Source organism: Leucobacter sp. HNU (assembly GCF_047946755.1).
In the GTDB taxonomy this organism is placed as follows: domain Bacteria; phylum Actinomycetota; class Actinomycetes; order Actinomycetales; family Microbacteriaceae; genus Leucobacter.
Genome location: NZ_CP178837.1, coordinates 2,670,519 through 2,691,512 on the forward strand (window position 1 = coordinate 2,670,519; position 20,994 = coordinate 2,691,512).

Consider the following 20,994-nt stretch of genomic DNA (forward strand, 5'->3'; position numbering starts at 1 on the left):
GGTCCGGATCCGATCCCGCATCTGCGATGCGCTTCCCCGCGCGACCGCTCCGTCGCGCGCAGAGGAGTCCCCATGTCCCCGTCCCCGTCTCCCGTACATTCCCCGTCCCCGGCCCGCTCTGCGGTCCGGCCGAACGCCGCGCGCAGCCACCGGGTCTGCGAGCTGCGCTCCGTCACGGTCCGCTTCGCGGATCAGGTCGTCCTCAACCGCGTCGATCTCGCCGTCGGGCCGACCGCCCGCGTCGCACTCGTCGGCGACAACGGAGCCGGCAAGTCGACCCTGCTCGGCCTGCTCTCGGGCAGCGTGCGCCCCGTCGCGGGCGAGGCGCAGCTCGTGCTGCCCGGCGGTCGCGCATACGCGGCGCAGGACCCGCGATTCCCCGCGGGAACCACTGTCACGCAGGCGATCGATCTGCTGCTGCCCGAACTGCGGGCGCTCGAAGCCGAGATCCAGCGCGTGTCGGATCGCCTCGCGGCACCCGGCCCGGACGAGCTGCCGGCACTGCTCGACCGACTCGGCGCGCTGACCGATCGCCTCGAGGCCCGCGACGGGCACGGCGTCGACCTGCGGGTCGATGCCGGACTCCAGCAGCTCGGCCTCGGACGCCTCGACCGCAGCAGGCCGGTCGCGTCGCTCTCCGGCGGGGAACGCGCGCGCCTCGCGCTCGCGACCGCGCTGGCCTCGCGGGCGGAACTGCTGCTGCTCGACGAGCCGACCAATGACCTCGACGATGCGGCGCTCGCCTGGCTCGAAGGCCGGCTCGCGGCGCATCGCGGCGCACTGGTGGTCGCGACGCACGATCGCGCGTTCCTGGATCGCTTCGCCGACGACATCGTGCAGGTGCGCGACGGCGGCCTGAGCCGATCCGGCGACGGCTACGCCGGCTATCTCGCGGCGCGCGCCGCCGAGCGCCGTCGCCAGGCCGAGCGGCACGAGGAGTGGCGCTCGGAACTCGCCCGCAGCGAAGCCCTCGTCACGGCGAACGCCTCGCGTCTCGCCGCGATCCCACGCAAGCTCGAGCTCGACGGATTCGGACACGGCGCGTTCCGTGCGCGGAGCCGCGACCACGGCGCCATGGGCCGGATCCGCATGGCGAAAGCGCGGGTCGCGACGCTGCGCGCCGAGCCCGTCGCGCCGCCGCCCGAACCGCTGCGCTTCGATCCCGGCTTCTCCGAGACGGCGGACGGGATCGCGGCCGCGGCCCCGACCGGCGCCGAGGCACGGCGCCCCGACAGGTGCGCGCTGATCTCGCTGAGCGGGATCCGGTGCACGGACGGCGCCGCCCTGCGGACGGACGCGTGGACGATCCGCCGTGGCGGCCGCTGGCTCGTCACCGGGGCGAACGGCGCCGGGAAGACGACGCTGCTGCGCGTGCTCGCGGGGGATCTCGCGCCGGGCGCGGGGTCCGTCGAGCGCGCGCCGGGGCTCCGGATCGCGTGGCTCCGCCAGGAGGTGGCGGATGCCCCGGCGCACTCGGCCGTCGAGTGCTTCGCCCGGGCGGTCGGGCTGCACCGCGAGGACGCTGCCGCGCGGCTCGGCGCGTTCGGACTGATCGCCGAAGCCGAGTTCGACCGCGCGGTGCGCGAGCTCTCGGTCGGGCAGCGGCGCCGGCTCGACCTGGCGATCATGCTGGCGACCCCGAGCGATGTGATCCTGCTCGACGAGCCGACGAACCACCTCTCCCCGAACTCGTCGAGCAGCTCGAGGACGCGCTCGACGCCTACCCGGGAGCGGTCGTCACGGTCACGCACGATCGCCGGTGGATCGAGCGGGCGAGCGGATCCTCGCGGGTGCGCGTCGCTGACGGGCTGGCGACCCCGCTCGACGCGTAGCGGAAACACGCCGGGCCCGGATCCGCGCGTGCGGATCCGGGCCCGGCGGGCGCGAGTCGGGTCAGCGAGTCGGGCTCAGAAGTCCCAGTACTCGTCATGGGCCGCGTGATCACGCGGAACTTCGGAGGTTGCAGCGGGGCCGTGCCCTCTGCGTGCCACTCTGAAATAGGCTCTGTGTCCACCGGTGTCCAGCAGTTCGTGGCACGCCTCGATTCTACCTCGCACGGGCCAGTCAGGCCTCTAGCGCACCCTGGTATTCAAGTTTCTCAAGGTGTTTGAGGCTCCTCAGCTGTTCCAGGAAGGAGTTGTAGTCGTCCACATTCTTAAGTGGATCGCTCGTCAATTTGAAGTCACGCCGCAACCTAGTGGTCCTCGCATGGACTACGTCTCCAGCAAAGGTGTCGTCAACTGCGGCATCAATTCGTTTGAGCGTTGAAAGTGCACGATCCCGAGTACAGCCGCCAGCAAAATCGATCGAGAACGTCTCGATGATGCGTTGGAGCCGCTGGTCTCGACGCGCATCTGCTTCCCGCTCGCGAGCGAGGGCAAGTGTGTCCGCGAGCACCTGGATCAATGCCGCAAAGTTCTTCTGCAACGCGGGTGCACCGTTTGGCATCGCCCCACCGGCACTATCAGCATCGGCGAGCAGGGCAAGCAACTCCTTCGCGAAGCCAGCTTTGGCAATCCCAGTGTCGAATACCGCCTGAAACGCATCGGCAAGTGCGTCCCAGTGGCTGCCGTCGTGTGTACTCAGGCGACCTCTCACTCCCTCTTCTGTCAGGGCCTTAGTTGACTCTTCGTCAGCCCCAAGGAACGAGCGCGCGTATCGCCTGGCTGCAGCTACAGCAATGTTCGTGGGGATGATGTCTTCCGGCTCTCGCACCGTAACGCCATCCGCAATAGTGAGGTCTGCATCGCGTGCCCAATCGGCAAGATTGATTACGAGGTCATCGGAAACCGTGGGCCTGCCATGTGCACCGCCTCGCTGAATCTGCCTCTGCATCGTCTCGCCAGACGTGTCGCCGTCAATGAGGACTGCGCACGCAGGCTAATCGGCTCTTCGCAGATGAGCGGGTAGCTGGCTGAGCGCGTCGATGGCCGGATAGGCGTCGAGGCCTCCCGAGGATGGAAGTTCCTACACTCGCCATCCGAGAGGCCTCGACGTGCACCACGCTACCTTTGCGACCCCTGACTTGACCGTGTTCTGCCGCCTCGACGAGCTCGGCCTCGTGGCCGTTGGCCAGCGACTCACCCCGGAGCGGGCGGTGATCGAGTGCCGGGTCGCTGAGCCGGACCCGTGGTGCTGGGGCTGTGGCGGCCAGGCGCTGTCCCGAGGGACGGACGCGCGGCGTCTCGCGCATGAGCCGTTCGGGCATCGGCCCACGACGCTGCTGGTCCGCGTCCGCCGATACAAGTGCGCCGGCTGCGGACGCTCCTGGCGTGAGAACCTCACCGCGGCTGCGGCGGAGCGGGCGAAGCTGTCCCGTCGCGGGATGCGGTGGGCGCTCGAAGGCATCGTGCTCGATCACCTCACCGTATCGCGCGTCGCCGCTGGGCTGGGCGTGTCCTGGCACACGGCGAATGATGCTGTCCTTGCCGAAGGTGGCCGAGTGCTCATCGACGATCCGGCTCGGTTCGACGGTGTTCGGGTGATCGGCGTCGACGAGCACGTCTGGCGGCACACTCGCCTCGGTGACAGATACGTGACCGTGATCATCGACCTCACCCCAGTCCGCGAGAAGACGGGCCCGTCGCGACTGCTGGACATGGTCGAGGGCCGTTCGAAGGCCGTGTTCAAGCAGTGGCTCGCCGCCCGCCCGCAGCACTGGCGGGACGGGGTCGAGGTCGTCGCGATGGACGGGTTCGCCGGGTTCAAGACCGCCGCGACGGAGGAGCTCCCGGACGCGGTGACGGTGATTGACCCGTTCCACGTCGTCCGCCTCGCTGGCGACGCGCTGGACACCTGCCGCCGCCGTGTCCAGCGCGACGCCTTCGGCAGGCGCGGCAGGAAAGACGATCCGCTCTACAAGGCCCGCCGCACTCTCCACACCGGCGCCGCCCTGCTGACCGAGAAGCAGCAGACCCGCCTGGAGACGCTGTTCGCGGACGAGCAGCACGCCGAGGTCGAAGCGACCTGGGGCATCTACCAGCGCATGGTCACCGCCTACCGCGAACCCGACCGGAAGCTAGGAAAGCTCGCCATGCAGTCCGTGATCGACTCGCTCACCAGCGGCGTCCCGGCCCTACTTGTCGAGCTGCGCCGCCTCGGCCGCACCCTGAAGCAGCGCGCCGCTGACGTCCTCGCGTTCTTCGACCGGCCCGGCACCTCGAACGGCCCCACGGAGGCGATCAACGGCCGCCTCGAACATCTCCGCGGCTCGGCATTGGGGTTCCGGAACCTGACGAACTACATCGCCAGATCGCTGCTCGAAGCAGGCGGCTTCAGACCCCACCTACACGCTCAAATGCGATGAGCCCATTATCCAGGGTTGATGATGGAAGTGGAGGATATCGACAACCTCTCGCGCAACCAAGACATCGCGGTCGGACTGCAAGTGATCTTGAAGCCACGGGCCCGTCCCACCCCGACATGGACCTCGATGCCCGAACGGACGTTAGATTTCGAGTTCTAGGCGTTCTGCGATGAAGGTTGGATCCCAGCCGGGATTGAAAGTGTCGACGTGGGTGAATCCGAGCCGCTCGTATAGGCCACGCAGGTTCGGGTGGCAGTCGAGCCGCAGCTTGGCGCACCCCTGCGTTCGCGCGGCATGGCGGCAAGCCTCGATCAGCGCGGAGCTGACACCCCGGCCCGCATGTGTCCGTCGCACCGCGAGCTTGTGCAGATATGCGGCCTCCCCTTGAGGGCGTCGGGCCAGAACTCGGGATCCTCGGCCGACAAGGTGCAACAGCCGACGATGCCGTCGCTGCAACTCGCGACTAGGAGCTCGGATCTCAGGACGAAGGTCTCCGCGAATGTCCGGTCGATCCGCGCGACGTCCCAGGCGGGCGTTCCCTTGGCGGACATCCACGCCGCAGCGTCGTGCATCAGCCGCACAACCTCGTCGATATCACCCGAGCAGGCGACCCGAACGTTCGGAGGCTCCTCGCTGTCCATTCGCTCCCCTGGCGCGGTATGAACCGCCGCCTCATAGTGCAGTTTGATCCTGACGAGCCCAGCATGTCTGCGCCCACCTTCGCGGAACCTGACCAGGGTCCGCTAGCGGGCGGCCGGAAGGTGAATGCTAGGCATGATCTAACCCTCGGTCTCTGGCGTCGCGACTGCGAAATTTCGCGAGGGTTTCCGAGAAGGTGATTGCGCTTCGCAGATCTCCAGGCGCGTGGGTGCGGACGTAGTCAGCGCCATTGCCGATCGCGTGAAGTTCCGCCGCAAGGCTCGCTGGACCCAGATCCTTTACAGGAAGGCCAACGGTGGCGCCCAAGAAGGATTTCCGCGACACCGAGACCAATAGCGGAAGCCCCAACGCCGACTTCAGCTTTTGAAGGTTCGACAGCACGTGCAGCGATGTTTCCGGTGCGGGGCTCAAGAAAAATCCCATCCCCGGATCGAGGATGAGCCGGTCGGCAGCGACCCCGCTCCGTCGCAAGGCGGAAACCCGCGCCTCGAAGAACCGCACAATCTCGTCGAGCGCGTCTTCGGGTCGAAGGTGACCGGTGCGGGTGGCGATGCCATCCCGCTGCGCTGAGTGCATAACCACCAGCCTGCAGTCCGCCTCAGCAATATCGGGATAGAGCGCAGGGTCAGGAAATCCTTGGATATCGTTCAGGTAGCCCACGCCGCGCTTGAGCGCATAGCGCTGGGTTTCCGGTTGGAAGCTGTCGATTGAAACACGGTGCATCTGATCGGACAGGGCGTCTAAGAGCGGCGCAATACGTCTGATCTCATCGGCCGGCGATACAGGCCTCGCGTCCGGATGGCTGGCGGCCGGTCCGACATCCACGACGTCTGATCCGACTCGCAGCATTTCGATCGCCGCGGTGACAGCGCCGGCGGGGTCTAGCCGCCGGCTCTCATCGAAGAAGGAGTCCTCGGTGAGATTCAGAATGCCGAACACCGTCACCATGGCGTCGGCCTCCGCAGCGACTTCCACGATGGGGATCGGGCGAGCAAAAAGGCAGCAATTATGAGCCCCATACCTACAAAGCCCCACGCATCAAGCTTTTGCCCATGAAGCAACCAGGCAATGGCTGTAATTATGACGACGCCGAGTCCCGACCAGACTGCATAAGCAACACCGACAGGGATGGATTTCAGAACCAGAGAAAGAAAATAAAATGCGATGCCATAACCGATTATGACAACGGCGGAAGGGGCAAGCTTAGTAAAGCCCTCGCTAGATTTTAATGCGGATGTTGCGATTACTTCGCCAACTATTGCGATAACAAGAAAAAGCCAGCCTTTCATGATGTATCTCCCAATTTGTGTAGGGCTTATTATGCACGCTTAAAAATAATAAAAGCAGACTTGACCTGATAGTTTGGCTGTGAGCAATTATGTGCTTAGTGCATCTAACGCCGGAGTTAAGCCGCCGCGCGTAGCGCGGTCGGCTTGAACGAATTGTTAGACATCATTTACCAACTGACTTGATGATCTCGCCTTTCACAAAGCGAATAAATTCTTCCAAGTGATCTGCGCGTGAGGCCAAGTGATCTTCTTTTTGTCCCAGATAAGCTTGCTTAGCTTCAAGTAAGACGGGCTGATACTGGGCAGGTAGGCGTTTTATTGCCCAGTCGGCAGCGACATCCTTCGGCGCGATTTTGCCGGTTATTGCGCTGTACCAAATGCGGGACAACGTAAGCACTACATTTCGCTCATCGCCGGCCCAGTCGGGCTGCGAGTTCCATAGCTTCAAGGTTTCCCTCAGCGCCTCGAATAGATCCTGTTCAGGAACCGGGTCAAAGAATTCCTCCGCTGCCGGACCTACCAAGGCAACGCTATGTTCTCTTGCTTTTGTAAGCAGGATAGCTAGATCAATGTCGATCATGGCTGGCTCGAAGATACCCGCAAGAATGTCATTGCGCTGCCATTCTCCAAATTGCAGCTCGCGCTTAGCCGGATAACGCCACGGGATGATGTCGTCATGCACGACAAGGGTGACTTCTATAGCGCGGAGCGTCTCGCTCTCGCCAGGGAAAGCCGAAGCCTCCATAAGGTCATTGAGCAATGCTCGCCGCGTCGTTTCATCAAGCTTTACGGCCACAGTAACCAACAAATCAATATCGCTGTATGGCTTCAGGCCGCCATCCACTGCGGAGCCGTACAAATGCACGGCCAGCAACGTTGATTCCAGATGGCGCTCAATGACGCTTAGCACCTCTGATAGTTGGTTCGAAATTTCGATGGTCACCGCTACCCTCATGATGTCTAACGTCTGGCACAGCTGCCGACAAAATTGGCGCTTGTTTTGCCGGCTTTTTGGCAAAACAAGTGACACTTTTGGCGGTCAGTTGCTGCCACTTGTTAACCCTTTTGCCAGATTTGGTAACTATAATTTATGTTAGACACGAAGTCTTGGCTAAAAACTGGCCTAAAACTACTGGGGATTTCTGGAAAATAGACATCACCTTCTGGCTCAATGTCGATTGTTGAAATATGTAAAGTATCAACTTTATCGATCAGGCTTTTGTATATTTCACCACCACCAGACACAATCACATGATCCGTTATCGTCTTCAGATGATTTAGCGCTTCATCGATAGATGGAAATACCAATACATTCTCATCACTGGAAGTGAAGCTTGAACGAGTTACAACGGCATATTTTCGGTTGGGTAAAGCCCCCATTGACTCGAAAGTCTTTCGGCCTACCAAAAGCCACTGATTATAGGTAATCGCTTTGAAGAGTAATTGTTCCCCTTTGGCACTCCATGGAATATCTGGGCCATTTCCGATAACTCCATTCTTCGAAATTGCTGCCATTAGTGATAGTTTCACGATACTTCCTTAGGGGTTAACTTTGTTTTAGGGCGACTGCCCTGCTGCGTAACATCGTTGCTGCTCCATAACATCAAACATCGACCCACGGCGTAACGCGCTTGCTGCTTGGATGCCCGAGGCATAGACTGTACAAAAAAACAGTCATAACAAGCCATGAAAACCGCCACTGCGCCGTTACCACCGCTGCGTTCGGTCAAGGTTCTGGACCAGTTGCGTGAGCGCATACGCTACTTGCATTACAGTTTACGAACCGAACAGGCTTATGTCCACTGGGTTCGTGCCTTCATCCGTTTCCACGGTGTGCGTCACCCGGCAACCTTGGGCAGCAGCGAAGTCGAGGCATTTCTGTCCTGGCTGGCGAACGAGCGCAAGGTTTCGGTCTCCACGCATCGTCAGGCATTGGCGGCCTTGCTGTTCTTCTACGGCAAGGTGCTGTGCACGGATCTGCCCTGGCTTCAGGAGATCGGAAGACCTCGGCCGTCGCGGCGCTTGCCGGTGGTGCTGACCCCGGATGAAGTGGTTCGCATCCTCGGTTTTCTGGAAGGCGAGCATCGTTTGTTCGCCCAGCTTCTGTATGGAACGGGCATGCGGATCAGTGAGGGTTTGCAACTGCGGGTCAAGGATCTGGATTTCGATCACGGCACGATCATCGTGCGGGAGGGCAAGGGCTCCAAGGATCGGGCCTTGATGTTACCCGAGAGCTTGGCACCCAGCCTGCGCGAGCAGCTGTCGCGTGGGCTCTGTTGCAAAGATTGGCGGCAGTCAGAGGTAGGCTGTCGCTCTGCGCCGATCAGGCGGCTGCTGCGAAATGGTGGTTGAGCATGCCCATGGCCTCCGTCAGCGCCGAGGGCCCAATGCCAAAAGCTCTCTCCACAAGGCGCACCTCGCCCCTGATGCCGGGCTGCAGGCACCAGGGGCGAGCCTGTCCTTTGCGCAGGGCTCGCATGACTTCGAATCCCTTGATCGTGGCATAGGCCGTGGGGATCGATTTGAAACCGCGCACCGGCTTGATCAGTATCTTGAGCTTTCCGTGATCGGCCTCGATCACGTTATTGAGATACTTCACCTGCCGGTGGGCCGTCTCCCGGTCCAGCTTTCCTTCGCGCTTCAATTCGGTGATCGCTGCACCATAGCTCGGCGCTTTGTCGGTATTGAGCGTGGCAGGCTTTTCCCAGTGCTTCAGGCCTCGCAGGGCCTTGCCCAGGAACCGCTTCGCTGCCTTGGCGCTGCGGGTCGGCGACAGGTAGAAATCGATCGTGTCGCCCCGCTTGTCGACTGCCCGGTATAGGTAGGTCCACTTGCCCCGCACCTTGACGTAGGTTTCATCCAGGCGCCAGCTCGGATCAAAGCCACGCCGCCAGAACCAGCGCAGCCGCTTCTCCATCTCCGGGGCGTAGCACTGGACCCAGCGATAGATCGTCGTATGGTCGACCGAAATGCCGCGTTCCGCCAGCATTTCCTCAAGGTCGCGATAGCTGATCGGATAGCGACAATACCAGCGCACCGCCCACAGGATCACATCACCCTGGAAATGGCGCCACTTGAAATCCGTCATCGTTCCGTCCGTCCAATCTCCGCCAAGCATGCTCAAGCTTCACGATTTTTGCAACAGAGCCATCGCACGTGCGCCAAGGGCGATCGGGTTTGAACACGAGCGCTGGCGATCAGGAGGAGCGTTGCGATACCCGCGATAACAGCCAGCGCGCCGAAGGCGGCCGCGTAGCTGCCGAACGCTCCGGCGAGTACCACGCCGATCCACGGCGCCATCGCGGTTACCAACATGGTGGGTGTTCCGATTATCCCCGAGAGTTGCCCATAGGCGCGCGGCCCCCAACGATCCGTCACAGCGGTGGCCTGGAGAAGGGTCCCGATGCCACGACCGACCCCGGCTGCCATGGAGATTCCCACGAGCACCGCGAACGGGCCGGAAAGGATCGCGAATGCCGCGGCGCTCACGGCGACGATCGCAAACGCTGCCCCGGTGCGCATGGTGAGCGACGCTCGCCGCGCGAAGGCGGTGTAGAAGACACGCCCCGCGACCTGCCCGATCCCGCCGAGTCCGAGCACCCACGCAGCTTCGGACGTCGTCAGTCCACGTTCGAGCATCAACGCCATCATCGCGATCAACACCGTATGTATCGCGGCGGATGCGATCGTGAGCCCGGCCGTCAAGAGCCAGAACTGGCCACGGCGGAGAACTCCTGACACGTACCCCCGCTCATTGAGAGACCGAGCTGTGTGGTCAGCGTGCTGTTGGGGTCGCGAATGTCGCAAGAGGATCCAGTGCGCTGGTGCGGTGACTAGTGCCAGAGCGACGGCAGACCACAGGTAAGTGCCACGCCAACCGACAGCCGCCCCGACGTGCGCGACGAGCGGAGCGAACACTGTTGCGGACAGGCCAGCGACCAGCGTGAGCGTGGTCAGTGGCCCGAGGCTGCGCGCGCCGTACCATGAGGTGATGGCCGCGAACGCGGGCTGGTACAGCACGCCCGACATTCCGAATCCCGCAAGGATCCACGCGGCAGCGAACACGATCGAATTGTCAGATGCGGCAACGAGAGCCAGCGCCGCCGCGCTGAGCAAGGACCCGAGGGCCATTACCCAGCGCGGGCCGTGTCGGTCGATGAGCTTCCCGACCGGCACCCCGAGGAGCGCGGACACCACGAGCGACCCTGAGAACGCGAGCGTCACGAACTGGGCAGACCAGCCCGTGTCGCTCACGATTTGCGGTGCAAGAACGGGAAACGCGTAGTACAGCAACCCCCACGACACGGTGACCGTGACGCTGAGCGTGGCGAGCATCACACCCAGCCGCGGCGGGCGTTCTCGCACGTCACACAGTGAGCGTCAGTGATACCGGCTTGGGAGCACAACACGAGCCCGCGCCGCTCACCGCGTCTGGGGCGTCGAAGTCGCCAGCGCCTCCGCACACGCCCGTGTCGGGGAGCACGAGATCGACTCGTGCGGCAGCCTCGTGATCGCCCGCGATCTCCGCCACCACGCTACGCACCTGCTCGAACCCGGTCAGTGCGAGGAAGTTCGGCGCACGACCATAAGACTTCGAGCCGACAATATAGAAGCCTTGCTCGGGGTGTGCGAGATCCGCCGCGCCGGTCGCACGAATCGACCCGCAGGAGTGGAGATTCGGGTCAACCTCCTCCGCGACACGCACCGGGGCCTCCAGACGCACATCGAGATCGAGTCGAATCTCAGACAAGAACGACAGGTCGGGACGCAACCCGGTCGCAACGAACACGCGTGCAGCAGGATCGAGTCTCCGCCCGTCTTCTGCGACCAGGACCACCCGGCCGTCCTCGTGCAGAATCTGTTCGGTGCGGAACCCGGTGACCAGGTCGACAAGCCCATCGTCGACGGCCTGCTTCGCGCGCTGCCCGAGCGCTCCGCGCTCCGGCAACTCATCAGCTGCGCCCCCGCCGAAGGTGTTGCCGACCAGGCCGCGACGTAGCACCCACGACACCCGTGTGCCCGGCGCCTCGCGTACCACGGGCGCGAGCAGAGCAATGGCGGTCGCCGCAGAGTGGCCATTGCCGACCACGACCACGTGCTCACCGCCGAATGCCGCTGCCGACTCGCTGGTCGGGATGCCGTAGCTGAGCGCCCCGGCTTCAACCGCCGCCAGCTCACCGAGGGCAGGCAACCCGTCGGCGCCCGCCGGGTTCGGGGTCTGCCACGTGCCCGAGGCGTCGATCACGGCACGAGCATCGATGCGACCCTCGCCCCCATCCGCAAACTGCACGTGCACGACGAAGGGCTGTTCGTCGCGGCCCGCGTCGACCGTGCGGTCACGACCCTTGCGACTGACTCCGACCACGCGCGAGCCGTACCGGACGCGATTGCCCAGCGCCTCAGCGAGCGGGGCGAGGTACCCGTCGATCCACTCCGCTCCGGTCGGAAATCCGCTCTCGGGCTGCACCCAGCCCGTGGACTCTAACAGCCGGGCACTGGCCGCATCGACCAGCTCGGCCCAGTCCGAGAACAAGCGCACGTGGCCCCACTCCGCAACGCCGGAAGCCGCACCCGGTCCCGCTTCCAGCACGAGCGGTTCGATTCCGCGCTCCACAAGATGGGCCGCGGCGACAAGTCCCTGTGGGCCTGCACCAATTACGACGACAGGATTCATTTCATACCTTCTCTTATCGACATTCTTCGATGGGTCAAGCATGTCGAATGCATCGACAAATGTCAATACGTGCGAGAGAATGGATCTATGGCAACCCCGGGAAGTACCACCGAAGAGATCACGGCACGCACGTGCTGCGCGCCCGCAAACGATGCGGCACTCGATGACTCACGTTCGCAGCACCTCGCACAGGTGTTCAAAGCGCTCGGCGACCCCGCCAGAGTAAAGTTGTTCTCACTAATCGTCGCGAGTGCCGACGGTGAGATGTGCGTCTGCGATCTCACCGAGCCCGTGGGGCTCTCACAATCGACTGTCTCACATCACATGAAACTGCTCGTCGAGGCGGGCCTTGTCACTCGTGAACAGCGTGGGCGTTGGGCGTACTACCGGACGGTTGACGGCGCTGTCGAAAAGGCCGCCCGCTCGGTCCTCACCGTCTAGGCCTTCATGCCACCACAAGTTCTCGGTCAGGTGTGGCTGATTGGGGACGTCTGAGATCGATCGCGCGCGACTGAGCACCTTCTTGGCATGAGCAAGCGCAACACTCGAAGTTCATTACCCGATCCCTCCGTCGACCTTCCAATCGCCAGCATCAGCGTCGATGAGCGTGGCGCGATGCACGTCACGTACGACGGACATGAGTTCCCACCTTCGACGCCAGATACAGAATGGAGTCGGGGTCGGTTCGGTGATCTGCTCGACGCACTCTCCGCGCACCGCACGCGCACACTCCGCGTCGAGGTGCACGAGTACGACGGCTCGGTATTCACTGACATCATCCACGCCACTCGCAGCGAGCGCATTGAAGACGAGGTGCCGCTGCCCAGTGCCACGCGGCGAGCGCGCCATCGAACGACTCATCAACTGATCGAGATACGCGGCTCCGGGTTCATCCCCGGTGAGGACGTGACGGTTGCGCTCACGCTATCGAGCGCGGAAGGCGCCGCAGACGGCACAGCTCGCGCAGTTGTCGATCTCAGCCACATTGCGGATCAGAACGCAGAACTCCTGCTCATCGGGCGCATCTCAGGTGTGATTGTCGTCGAGCGGTTGCAGTCATGACGAGCGCCCAGTCTCACAGCCGAGGTCTTGGAGAGGAGCTGACCAACGCCCTCATGATTGGCCTCTTCGCACTGTTCGGTTTCGCCGCCGTACTCCGCGGGGCCGGATCGGTCGCAGCGTTTCTTACTGGTGCTAAGCAGCCTGAAATCGGCTTCGCTGGCGGTGTCAACGTGCTCTTTGCCCCCGCTGACCCCGCCACGGCACTTGGTGCGCACGGCCTCAATGCAGTTGTGTACTGGGTCGTAGCAGTTCTTCTTCTCGGTTTGCTCACCACCGCGATTGTGTGGGCCTGGGCTCGGATACGACGCCATACTCGGGCCCTCACTATCGACCCCCGCAAGCTCCAAGGAACCGCGAGTGGGCACGACGTCGTATCAAGTGCCTCCTCGAAATCACTCCTGCACCGTGCTGCCACGCTGCGGCCGTCACTCGCTCGTCCGAAGCCAGAGGATGTGGGGTTCTTGCTCGGTCGTTCGCACGGCAAACAGATCTGGGCGAGTGTCGAAGACTCGATCCTGCTGATCGGTCCGCCGAGGTCGGGTAAAGGACTACATGTAGTGATCCCGGCGATCCTCGACGCTCCAGGTGCAGTCGTCACAACGTCAACCCGCCCAGACAACCTCACCGTGACGCTCAAGGCACGCGAGCGATCTGGCCCGATCGCGGTCTTCGACCCACAACACCTTGCCGAAGGCATTCCCGCCGGGCTGCGATGGTCACCCATCAGAGGCTGCGAAGACCCACTCACCGCGATGATCCGAGCGACCGGCCTCGCAGCAGCAACAGAACTCTCCTCTGGTGGTGTCGAAGGCGGCGGCTTCTGGGAGGGCAAGACTCGCGTCGCGCTGCAAGCGCTCCTCCACGCTGCGGCTCTCGATCACAGAGCCCCAGCGGAACTCTTCCGATGGACGCTCGACCCCGCGGCCGCCGCCGAGGCCGTTGCGATCCTCACCGGTTCACCCCTCGCCGCAACCGGATGGGCCGAATCATTGGAAGCGATGCTCGACGCTGACCCGCGCACTCGCGACAGTATCTGGCAGGGAGTGTCGCTCGCACTGGCGTCACTCGCCGACCCCAGGGTGTTGGACGCGGTAAGCCCCACTGAGGGCGAGCACTTCGACCCGGAGCAGTTCATACGCAGCCGGGGCACGCTGTACCTACTCGCGACCGGAGCTGGCGCCGGAAACAGCGCCGCACTGGTTGCCGCCTTCGTCGAAGACCTCGTCGAAACCGCCCGCCGCATGGCCGCACGGTCACCCGGCGCGCGGCTTGATCCACCGTTGCTGCTCGCGCTCGATGAGATCGGGAACCTCGCACCACTCCCTTCGTTGCCGACGCTTATGGCAGAAGGTGGCGGCACCGGCATTACGACCATGCCGGTGCTCCAATCACTTGCGCAAGCTCGCGACAAGTGGTCAGAGAACCAGGCAGCTGCGATCTGGGACGCGAGCATCGCGAAGATCATCCTCGGCGGTGCGTCCAACTCTCGCGACCTCCAAGACCTCTCCACCCTCATCGGTGAGCGAGACGAGTTCACTGACTCAGTCACCTTCGGCGACTACGGCTCGCGCTCCAATCAGCGCTCCGTCCGCAGAGTCCCCATCATGCCCCCGGATCGGATCCGAACTCTCCCGTTCGGGACCGGAGTGATCCTGCTCCGATCGACGCCACCGATCATCACCGATCTACATCCGTGGCCGAAACGTGCTGACGGAGAGAAGCTCCGCCTCGATCGTTCGGCGACGGAGGCTCTGCTGGAGCACCCCAAGCGTTAGCAAGCACGGGTGACGATCGTGCACCTACCTGTCGCAGCGGCTGAACAAAGACGGCCGCCTGACCAGACAGGACGAACATCATGTCGATCCACACACAAGAATCCGTCTCGGGATTCGTCACCTCAGAACCGCAGCTCACAGTCTCGGCCAACGGGAACCCGCGTCTGTACTTCCGCTTCGGGCAGGAGCACTTCCGCCGTGAGGAAGACGGGACCTTCACCCAACTGGAGTCGAGCTTTCACCACCTCGTCATGTTCGGGCGTTCCGCAGAACGCGCTTCAGAGCGATTCTCCAAAGGCGACAACTTCATTGCTGAGGGCTATCAACGGCCCGTGAGCTACGAGCGCGAAGGTCAAAGCGTCGAGAGCGAGGAGTTCGTCGCAAAGCGCATCGGCCACGACGCGGCCCGCACCCGGTACGAAGTCGACCGCTCATCCCGCAAGGCAGCCTCGCGGAGCAGCGCGGACAAAGAGCAGCGTCGTGCATTCGCACCCCGAACCGCAGGAGCCGCAAACGGTGCTCCATCTCTCGGGTACTGAGCCGGATCGGAGCAGCACATGAACGAACACAACGTCCCCGGCGAGGGCAACGAAACCATCCAGGCTGAGCAGTTTGAGCCGGATCTCGTCGCAGAGCCACCGCATCCCATCAACTGGAATCTCCTCACATCGCAAGACCTCGAAGACGAACTCCTCGAACTCAATCGCTGGGTGAATTGGCTCCGCATGGAGTACGGCCTGCCCGCCGCGGTGATTCCACCGGTCTGGCATCGTCACCCCGAGTTGCTCTGGGAGCTTTCCGCCCTCCACCTGCATTGGCTGTGCGCTTACGACGCCAACCAAGACGGCTCAGCACCGTTCGGATGGCATCGCGACTTCGCAGAGGCTCGTCAACGTCTGCGCGACTGGGTGACGGCCAGCGGCACGCGGCTTGACCGAGATCGACCGACGCGGCAAACCGTTTGGCCAGGCGAGGAACGCACCGTCGACATCGTGGAGGAGGCCATCACCGATCGGGATGCTGACTTCGTACAGTTCGTGCTCGAACAGGTTGAGGCGCGCAGGGCCGCAGAGGATGCGTTCTACGCAAGCATCGGCGCGAGAACGGATGAGACGCCCAATTGAGGTCGTCTGATCGACGAGCCCCCGGTTGAGATGGATGCGTGCTTCATTCGCAGAGTGCCGCCAGCAGGATGGATTGATCCTCGTCGACGCCTGCGGTGCTCCGCTCGACACACCCGACTTGCTTCCTTCAGCCAGCGGCCAACGGGTGCTCCTCTTCGGTCTGCCGCATCCGTCCTGCCAGGAGCGCGATCACCGCGAGAATCGGTGGAACGACCCCAGCGATCAGGAAAATTGCTGGGATCGGCACCAGCAACGAGAGCGGTCCGGCAACGGCGATCGACACGGGCATGAACGCGATCGAGACGAAGAAGTCGAGGCTGGCGACCCGCCCGATCATGTCCAGCGGCACCAACCGTTGCAGCAACGTGCCCCATACGACCACGCCCGCGCCTGTGAGCGCACCGACGAGGAAGAGCGCTGCGAGCATCAAGAGGAGGTTGTCGACAACGCCGATGACCACTAAGGGAAGGGTACCAACACCCCAGCAGAGAATCATGAATGTCAGGTAGCGGCGTGGGAGGTTCAGGGATGAGACGATCAGCGAGCCGACGGCGCCCCCGATCCCATACGCGGCCAGGAGGAACCCGAAGGTGGCTTCAGCTTCCACGAATCGGTCGCGAGTAAGGAACGGCAGAAGCACCTCGATCGGTCCTTGGATGATGAGCGCGAGCCCCGAACCGAAGATGAGCGTCCACAGGAGCCAGCGCGTGCGCACGACATATCCCACGCCCGCTCGGAGATCGCGCCAGACACTCACTCGTTCTTCGAGCGGCGTGACCGAGGGGTGCTCGTCGCGTCGGCTGAGGAACAGGGTGATGACGAAAGCGATCATGTATGAGGCTGCGACGATGACGACGCCGATGGCCGGGAAGAAGATGCCGACGATGACGCCGCCAAGTGCTGGTCCGAGCCCTTGCCCCATCGTCGGCCTGAGCGCACCTTCGAGCCCGTTCGCGGCCAGCAGCTGATCGGGTGGGAGTACCTGTGGCAGGTACGCACTATACGCCGGGTAGAAAAAGGCGCTGCCTGCCCCCATTGCGAAGGACGCGACACCGACATGCCAGAGTTCGACGTTGCCGGTGAGCGAGAGGACTGCGACGGCCGATATGACGGCCGCGGTCACGCCCTGAACGGTAATGATAATGCGGCGCTTGGACAACCGGTCTGCGACGACACCACCAACGATCGAGAACGCGAAGAGGCCCAGGCTCATCCCGGTCGCGACAGCTGAGAGCGCAAGCGGGCTATCATCGAGCGCAAGCACTTGGAACACCATGACGATGGTCCACATGCCAGTCCCGAAGACCTCGATGCCGACCGCGGCAAACAACAGTCGGTAGTCGCGTGAAGTCAGGGGGCGAAGTGCGCGAGTTCGGCGGAGACTCTTGCTTTTCATACCCGAACCTCACCTTCTGCCATCGCTCTGAGTTGCAGCTGAGGCCAGGCGGCAACGTCGCGAAGAAGCTGACGGTCATGCGTCGACACGACCACCGCCGCCTGTGTTGCTCCGAGTGCCTCGGTGAGTTCATCGACGAGCGCGATCGAGAGGTGATTGGTGGGTTCGTCGAGCAGCAGCACGTGCGGGCGGCCCGCGAGAACCAAAGCCAGGTCGAGGCGACGCTGTTGCCCCATCGAGAGTTCACCGACGCGTTTGCCTGCCTCACGTGAGCGGAGCAGACCGAGGCCTGACAGGCCGACCGCCTCCGACGCACGTACCGTTCCTGCAGAGACCAGCCCGTCGACATGTTTCGCGTAGACATCGCTCGCACGGAGGTCTCGCGATAGTGTCGTCTCTTGCCGAAGGAAGCCCACCCGTGTACTGCGGGGCACGCGAACGGTTCCGGTGTCCGCTGGGAGTTCACCCGCCGTTACGCTCAAGAGTGTTGATTTGCCTGCCCCGTTCGGTCCGGTGACCACGAGTCTGGAGCGGTGTGACAACGTGAACGACACCGGCTCTGCCAGTCGCCCGTCGACACGGACCTGCTCAACACTCAGGAGCGCCGCGCCGGTTCGCGTGGGCAGCTCAGGGAACCGGAAGAACTGCGGCGGTTCCGGCACGGTCACCGCATGCGCTTCGAGCGCCTCTTGACGTCGGTGCACGCTCTGCACCAGACCGCCCGCGCGAGTCGCACGACCGTGCTTGTTCGTACCCTTCTCCGGCCGCCACCCCGACACGAGCCGGTTCTGCGCAGCACTCAAGCTGTCCTGCAGCCGTGCGTGCTCGAGTTGCTGGCGCTCGTATTCCTGTTCCCAACGCTGCCTTTCGGCGGCGCGCCCTTCTCGATACCCGTCATAGCCGTTGCCATACACGCGCGGGCGATTATCAGGTGTCGGATCGAGGTCGACGATCGTCTCGGCGACGTCGGCCAGGAGCGCTCGATCGTGACTGACGATGACGATACCGCCACTGCGCGCTTTGAGCTGTGTGGTCAAGAAATCGAGCCCACTGCGGTCGAGATGATTGGTGGGCTCGTCGAGCAGGAGAAAGTCGTCATCGGCACCGAGAAGGCACGCCAATCGCACCCGGTACCGTTGACCCACCGAGAGATCTGCGAGAAATCTGTCCATGTCAGTCTCCGCTTCGAGCGCTCCGAGCGCGACCTGAACGCGACGCTCGGCATCCCATGCATTGATTGCTTCGGCATGCTCTAGCGATGTTTCATATAGCTCAGCGGCGTCAACACTGCCTTCTGCGAGCGCGGCGGCGGCCTCATCAAGCGCTGCCAAGGCCGCGAGCGGTTCGGCAATTGCCTCCGCGACAGCCTGCCCGACGGTTCGGTGGTCGGAGGTTTCCATCTCCTGCTCAGCGAGACCGAGCGTGCCGATGCGTTGGACTTCGCCACCGTCCGGCGGCAGGGTGCCCGCAAGTACGTGCAGGAGTGTGGATTTGCCACGGCCGTTCTCTCCAACGATCGCTACGCGAGACGAAGCAGTGATGACGAGATCGACATGGTTGAGAACTGATGTGGCGCCTCGCATGACGGAAACGTCGGAGGCGGTAAGTTGCGCGCGATGGCGCGCCGGAATATGACGTGTGGGGGTAAGCATTCGAATCCTTCGGAACGACGCACCACGAAAAACCGTGAGGCAACGAGTACGTCAATGACGGCGACCCTGAAGGGTCAGGACGAGCGACCGCCGCTAGCTCGGAGATTCTCAACGAGCGCGGTAGGCCTGCTCCACCGTCACAGGAAGTACAAATGCATGCACCTAGCTTACCTCATAGAACATAGGCTCACCGAGAAAAGCCCAGTCGCTCATCATGCGGCGAAACGCTCCCGGCTGTGCGAACTTACCGGTTCTATGAACCCCTGACAAGCGATCGACTTCCTATCGGAAGCGACTCAGACTCGGTCGCAGCCTCTCGCCCTTCAATCCTCTCCCGATACCGAGAACGGATCAGAAGTGCCACGGAGATCGGGCCGATCGCAATGAACTTCAACGCGTTCCAGACGCACAGTAGGATGACGAGGTTGAACCATCCTGGCGCGCCGTCGCCGATCGCAGATGAGCACCAATACGCCAGCACGATGTATGGCGCCGCCAAGAGCATCGCGGGAACGCCCCATTTCAGGCCACGGCGTCGCCGGATCCGGCCCAGCACAATGTTCGTGGTTGCGTATCGCTGCAGGACTGCATAGATGAAGCTGCTGCCCGTCAATATCAAACGGATCATGATGGGGCCTCTCGTCACACGTCGATCTCCGTCGAGGAAGCAGCATGTGAATCGAGCGCCCGAGAGGGCCGCCCCGAAGGGCCCGCAGAGTTGAGAACCTGCTTCGTCTCCCAGGGTACGCCTACTCCGCACGAGTCGAAAGGGGCAGCATGCGCACACCTTCTGAGTGAGATCTCACCTCGAAGGAGGCCACCATGCCCACACTCTCGAACCTCACTAAAGATGAGCGAACTGCCCGCCAAGTGCTGTCATTGATCGGCACTCCGAACGACGCCACAACGGGCGCACTCCTTGAACGAGTCGGTGGGGTCGAGCTGATCGCTCTGATCGAGCGCACCACCGCGATTCCCGGGATGGATCGAGTCGAGGCGGCAATCTGGCGAGATCGATTGCAATCACGCGCGAATCCCGATCAGGTGGCCTCGCGGTTGCTCACGGAGAACGACTATCGGGTGCTTGTACCCGAAGACTCAGAGTGGCCCGCCGCCCTCAACGATCTCCGCGAGCGAGCCCCGTATGCGCTCTGGGCTGCGGGACGTGCAGAACTTCTCATCGCGCAACCTTCCCAGCTGATCACGATCACTGGCGCACGGGCGGCGACCGCTTACGGCGTGCACGTTGCCGAGGACATCTCCAGCGAGCTGGTTCGGAATGGCAAGACGCTCGTCGCCGGTGCTGCTTACGGTATCGAAGGCTCCGCGCACAGGTCTGCGCTCATCGAGAGCGGCAACACGATCGCGGTGCTTGCCTCGGGCGTCGACCGCCCATACCCCGCAGGCCATGCTGACCTCATTGGGAGCGTGTCACGCCAAGGTCTGGTGCTCTCTGAGCTACCGCCCGGTGTCAGCCCGACCCGTCAGCGTTTTCTGGATCGTTCGCGCATCCTCGCCGCGCTCTCTGGTGCCACCATCGTCGTTGAAGCGGGGTCTCGGTCTGGAACGCTGCACACAGCTCGGGAAGCTGGACACTTGGGTCGCATTGTTGGCGCTGTCCCCGGGCCCGTTACCTCCGCTGCGAGCACCGGAACCAATCACCTGCTTCAGGACGGAAGCGCGCGCGTCGTCACAAACGCATCGGACGTCACGCGGATGCTTGACACTGCGAACGCCCCCAAGCGGAGTGTCATCCACCTGGGGGCGTCGCGTGCCGTCTTGCCGAACAACCGCGCGCTGTAACCGCTATCTCATCGTTGGGATCTCCACGACGAGACTCTTTCGCAGTTCCTCCATGTCAACCCGGATGAGGCGCCCGACTCGGTATCCGCGAACCGTACCGTCGGAGATTCGGCGCCGGATCGTCTTGACTGAGACGCCCAGGCTTTCGGCCGCGACGACCAGTGAGACCAGGTCGGGTTCGTGCTCTTCGCTGCGAGTTCGAGAGTTCATGGCAGTGCCTTCCTGTGGATGGATTGGTGTTACCTCACAGGTG

At 63.0% G+C, this 20,994-nt stretch carries 17 protein-coding genes and 4 pseudogenes; 9 read left to right on the forward strand and 12 right to left on the reverse strand.

The window, feature by feature from the left end; genetic code table 11:
* Positions 1–162: 162 nt before the first annotated feature.
* A pseudogene (locus tag AB3K78_RS13080) lies at positions 163–1,832 on the forward strand (ABC-F family ATP-binding cassette domain-containing protein).
* A gap of 232 nt (positions 1,833–2,064) precedes the next feature.
* Here the strand turns inward: AB3K78_RS13080 and AB3K78_RS13085 are convergent.
* A complete protein-coding gene (locus AB3K78_RS13085; protein WP_416443909.1) occupies positions 2,065–2,835 on the reverse strand; it encodes a hypothetical protein in 771 nt (256 codons plus the stop codon).
* Between the two features lie 160 nt (positions 2,836–2,995).
* On the opposite strand from AB3K78_RS13085, the gene AB3K78_RS13090 reads away from it, so the two are divergent.
* Positions 2,996–4,306, forward strand: coding sequence for an ISL3 family transposase (locus tag AB3K78_RS13090; protein WP_416443911.1), 1,311 nt, complete (start codon positions 2,996–2,998; stop codon positions 4,304–4,306).
* Positions 4,307–4,447: 141 nt separating this feature from the next.
* On the opposite strand, the pseudogene AB3K78_RS13095 reads toward AB3K78_RS13090, so the two are convergent.
* The 5 genes and pseudogenes from AB3K78_RS13095 to dfrA15 form a co-directional block, all read right to left on the reverse strand.
* A pseudogene (locus AB3K78_RS13095) lies at positions 4,448–4,947 on the reverse strand (GNAT family N-acetyltransferase).
* 127 nt (positions 4,948–5,074) lie between these two features.
* The gene (sul1, locus tag AB3K78_RS13100; RefSeq protein ID WP_000259031.1) at positions 5,075–5,914 is read right to left on the reverse strand and encodes a sulfonamide-resistant dihydropteroate synthase Sul1; all 840 of its coding nucleotides are present in this window, start codon (positions 5,912–5,914) and stop codon (positions 5,075–5,077) included.
* On the reverse strand, positions 5,908–6,255 hold the full coding sequence (locus tag AB3K78_RS13105) for a quaternary ammonium compound efflux SMR transporter QacE delta 1 (protein WP_000679427.1): 348 nt from the start codon (positions 6,253–6,255) through the stop codon (positions 5,908–5,910). The genes sul1 and AB3K78_RS13105 overlap by 7 nt, the downstream gene beginning before the upstream one ends.
* A 116-nt stretch (positions 6,256–6,371) precedes the next feature.
* Positions 6,372–7,210: pseudogene (locus tag AB3K78_RS13110) on the reverse strand (AadA family aminoglycoside 3''-O-nucleotidyltransferase).
* A 101-nt stretch (positions 7,211–7,311) separates the two neighbouring features.
* Complete coding sequence (gene dfrA15 / locus AB3K78_RS13115; RefSeq protein ID WP_001355915.1) at positions 7,312–7,785, reverse strand: trimethoprim-resistant dihydrofolate reductase DfrA15; 474 nt, start codon at positions 7,783–7,785, stop codon at positions 7,312–7,314.
* Between the two features lie 156 nt (positions 7,786–7,941).
* Here dfrA15 and intI1 point away from each other — a divergent pair.
* Positions 7,942–8,523: pseudogene (gene intI1, locus AB3K78_RS13120) on the forward strand (class 1 integron integrase IntI1); the annotation flags it as partial.
* A 55-nt stretch (positions 8,524–8,578) separates the two neighbouring features.
* Here intI1 and AB3K78_RS13125 read toward each other — a convergent pair.
* The 3 genes from AB3K78_RS13125 to AB3K78_RS13135 are packed head-to-tail and all read right to left on the reverse strand — an operon-like array spanning position 8,579 to position 11,929.
* Positions 8,579–9,343 (reverse strand): IS6-like element IS6100 family transposase, encoded by a 765-nt coding sequence (locus tag AB3K78_RS13125; RefSeq protein ID WP_001389365.1) that lies wholly within the window; start codon positions 9,341–9,343, stop codon positions 8,579–8,581.
* Positions 9,344–9,375: 32 nt separating this feature from the next.
* Positions 9,376–10,590 carry an MFS transporter gene (locus AB3K78_RS13130; RefSeq protein WP_416443915.1) on the reverse strand — a complete coding sequence of 405 codons (1,215 nt, stop codon included), beginning with the start codon at positions 10,588–10,590 and terminating at the stop codon, positions 9,376–9,378.
* Positions 10,591–10,621: 31 nt separating this feature from the next.
* On the reverse strand, positions 10,622–11,929 hold the full coding sequence (locus AB3K78_RS13135; protein ID WP_416443917.1) for an NAD(P)-binding domain-containing protein: 1,308 nt from the start codon (positions 11,927–11,929) through the stop codon (positions 10,622–10,624).
* An 87-nt stretch (positions 11,930–12,016) separates the two neighbouring features.
* On the opposite strand from AB3K78_RS13135, the gene AB3K78_RS13140 reads away from it, so the two are divergent.
* The 5 genes from AB3K78_RS13140 (at position 12,017) to AB3K78_RS13160 (ending at position 15,890) form a co-directional block, all read left to right on the forward strand.
* Positions 12,017–12,370, forward strand: coding sequence for an ArsR/SmtB family transcription factor (locus AB3K78_RS13140; RefSeq protein WP_026937340.1), 354 nt, complete (start codon positions 12,017–12,019; stop codon positions 12,368–12,370).
* A gap of 87 nt (positions 12,371–12,457) precedes the next feature.
* Entirely contained in the window at positions 12,458–12,991 is a 534-nt protein-coding gene (locus AB3K78_RS13145) for a hypothetical protein (RefSeq protein WP_416443919.1), read from the forward strand.
* Complete coding sequence (locus AB3K78_RS13150; protein ID WP_416443921.1) at positions 12,988–14,766, forward strand: type IV secretory system conjugative DNA transfer family protein; 1,779 nt, start codon at positions 12,988–12,990, stop codon at positions 14,764–14,766. The genes AB3K78_RS13145 and AB3K78_RS13150 overlap by 4 nt, the downstream gene beginning before the upstream one ends.
* An 80-nt stretch (positions 14,767–14,846) precedes the next feature.
* Positions 14,847–15,305 carry a single-stranded DNA-binding protein gene (locus AB3K78_RS13155; protein ID WP_416443923.1) on the forward strand — a complete coding sequence of 153 codons (459 nt, stop codon included), beginning with the start codon at positions 14,847–14,849 and terminating at the stop codon, positions 15,303–15,305.
* Positions 15,306–15,323: 18 nt separating this feature from the next.
* Positions 15,324–15,890, forward strand: a complete 567-nt coding sequence (locus tag AB3K78_RS13160) for a hypothetical protein (protein ID WP_416443925.1) — start codon at positions 15,324–15,326, stop codon at positions 15,888–15,890.
* 127 nt (positions 15,891–16,017) lie between these two features.
* Here AB3K78_RS13160 and AB3K78_RS13165 read toward each other — a convergent pair whose 3' ends face one another.
* Positions 16,018–17,286 carry an MFS transporter gene (locus AB3K78_RS13165; RefSeq protein WP_416443926.1) on the reverse strand — a complete coding sequence of 423 codons (1,269 nt, stop codon included), beginning with the start codon at positions 17,284–17,286 and terminating at the stop codon, positions 16,018–16,020.
* Entirely contained in the window at positions 17,283–18,938 is a 1,656-nt protein-coding gene (locus AB3K78_RS13170; protein WP_416443927.1) for an ABC-F family ATP-binding cassette domain-containing protein, read from the reverse strand. The genes AB3K78_RS13165 and AB3K78_RS13170 overlap by 4 nt, the downstream gene beginning before the upstream one ends.
* Positions 18,939–19,760: 822 nt before the next feature.
* Between AB3K78_RS13170 and AB3K78_RS13175 the strand changes: the two genes are divergently transcribed.
* Positions 19,761–20,741, forward strand: coding sequence for a DNA-processing protein DprA (locus AB3K78_RS13175; protein WP_416443928.1), 981 nt, complete (start codon positions 19,761–19,763; stop codon positions 20,739–20,741).
* Positions 20,742–20,744: 3 nt separating this feature from the next.
* Here AB3K78_RS13175 and AB3K78_RS13180 read toward each other — a convergent pair whose 3' ends face one another.
* A complete protein-coding gene (locus tag AB3K78_RS13180; protein ID WP_416443930.1) occupies positions 20,745–20,951 on the reverse strand; it encodes a helix-turn-helix domain-containing protein in 207 nt (68 codons plus the stop codon).
* Between the last annotated feature and the right edge of the window lie 43 nt (positions 20,952–20,994).

Excerpts from the sequence above, each read along its gene's own strand:
- AB3K78_RS13085 (WP_416443909.1), bottom strand. The coding sequence starts at position 2,835 with ATGCAGAGGCAGATTCAGCGAGGCGGTGCACATGGCAGGCCCACGGTT.
- sul1 (WP_000259031.1), bottom strand. The coding sequence starts at position 5,914 with ATGGTGACGGTGTTCGGCATTCTGAATCTCACCGAGGACTCCTTCTTC.
- AB3K78_RS13105 (WP_000679427.1), bottom strand. The coding sequence starts at position 6,255 with ATGAAAGGCTGGCTTTTTCTTGTTATCGCAATAGTTGGCGAAGTAATC.
- AB3K78_RS13125 (WP_001389365.1), bottom strand. The coding sequence starts at position 9,343 with ATGACGGATTTCAAGTGGCGCCATTTCCAGGGTGATGTGATCCTGTGG.
- AB3K78_RS13130 (WP_416443915.1), bottom strand. The coding sequence starts at position 10,590 with ATGCTCGCCACGCTCAGCGTCACGGTCACCGTGTCGTGGGGGTTGCTG.
- AB3K78_RS13135 (WP_416443917.1), bottom strand. The coding sequence starts at position 11,929 with ATGAATCCTGTCGTCGTAATTGGTGCAGGCCCACAGGGACTTGTCGCC.
- AB3K78_RS13140 (WP_026937340.1), top strand. The coding sequence starts at position 12,017 with ATGGCAACCCCGGGAAGTACCACCGAAGAGATCACGGCACGCACGTGC.
- AB3K78_RS13145 (WP_416443919.1), top strand. The coding sequence starts at position 12,458 with ATGAGCAAGCGCAACACTCGAAGTTCATTACCCGATCCCTCCGTCGAC.
- AB3K78_RS13150 (WP_416443921.1), top strand. The coding sequence starts at position 12,988 with ATGACGAGCGCCCAGTCTCACAGCCGAGGTCTTGGAGAGGAGCTGACC.
- AB3K78_RS13155 (WP_416443923.1), top strand. The coding sequence starts at position 14,847 with ATGTCGATCCACACACAAGAATCCGTCTCGGGATTCGTCACCTCAGAA.
- AB3K78_RS13160 (WP_416443925.1), top strand. The coding sequence starts at position 15,324 with ATGAACGAACACAACGTCCCCGGCGAGGGCAACGAAACCATCCAGGCT.
- AB3K78_RS13165 (WP_416443926.1), bottom strand. The coding sequence starts at position 17,286 with ATGAAAAGCAAGAGTCTCCGCCGAACTCGCGCACTTCGCCCCCTGACT.
- AB3K78_RS13170 (WP_416443927.1), bottom strand. The coding sequence starts at position 18,938 with ATGCTTACCCCCACACGTCATATTCCGGCGCGCCATCGCGCGCAACTT.
- AB3K78_RS13175 (WP_416443928.1), top strand. The coding sequence starts at position 19,761 with ATGCCCACACTCTCGAACCTCACTAAAGATGAGCGAACTGCCCGCCAA.
- AB3K78_RS13180 (WP_416443930.1), bottom strand. The coding sequence starts at position 20,951 with ATGAACTCTCGAACTCGCAGCGAAGAGCACGAACCCGACCTGGTCTCA.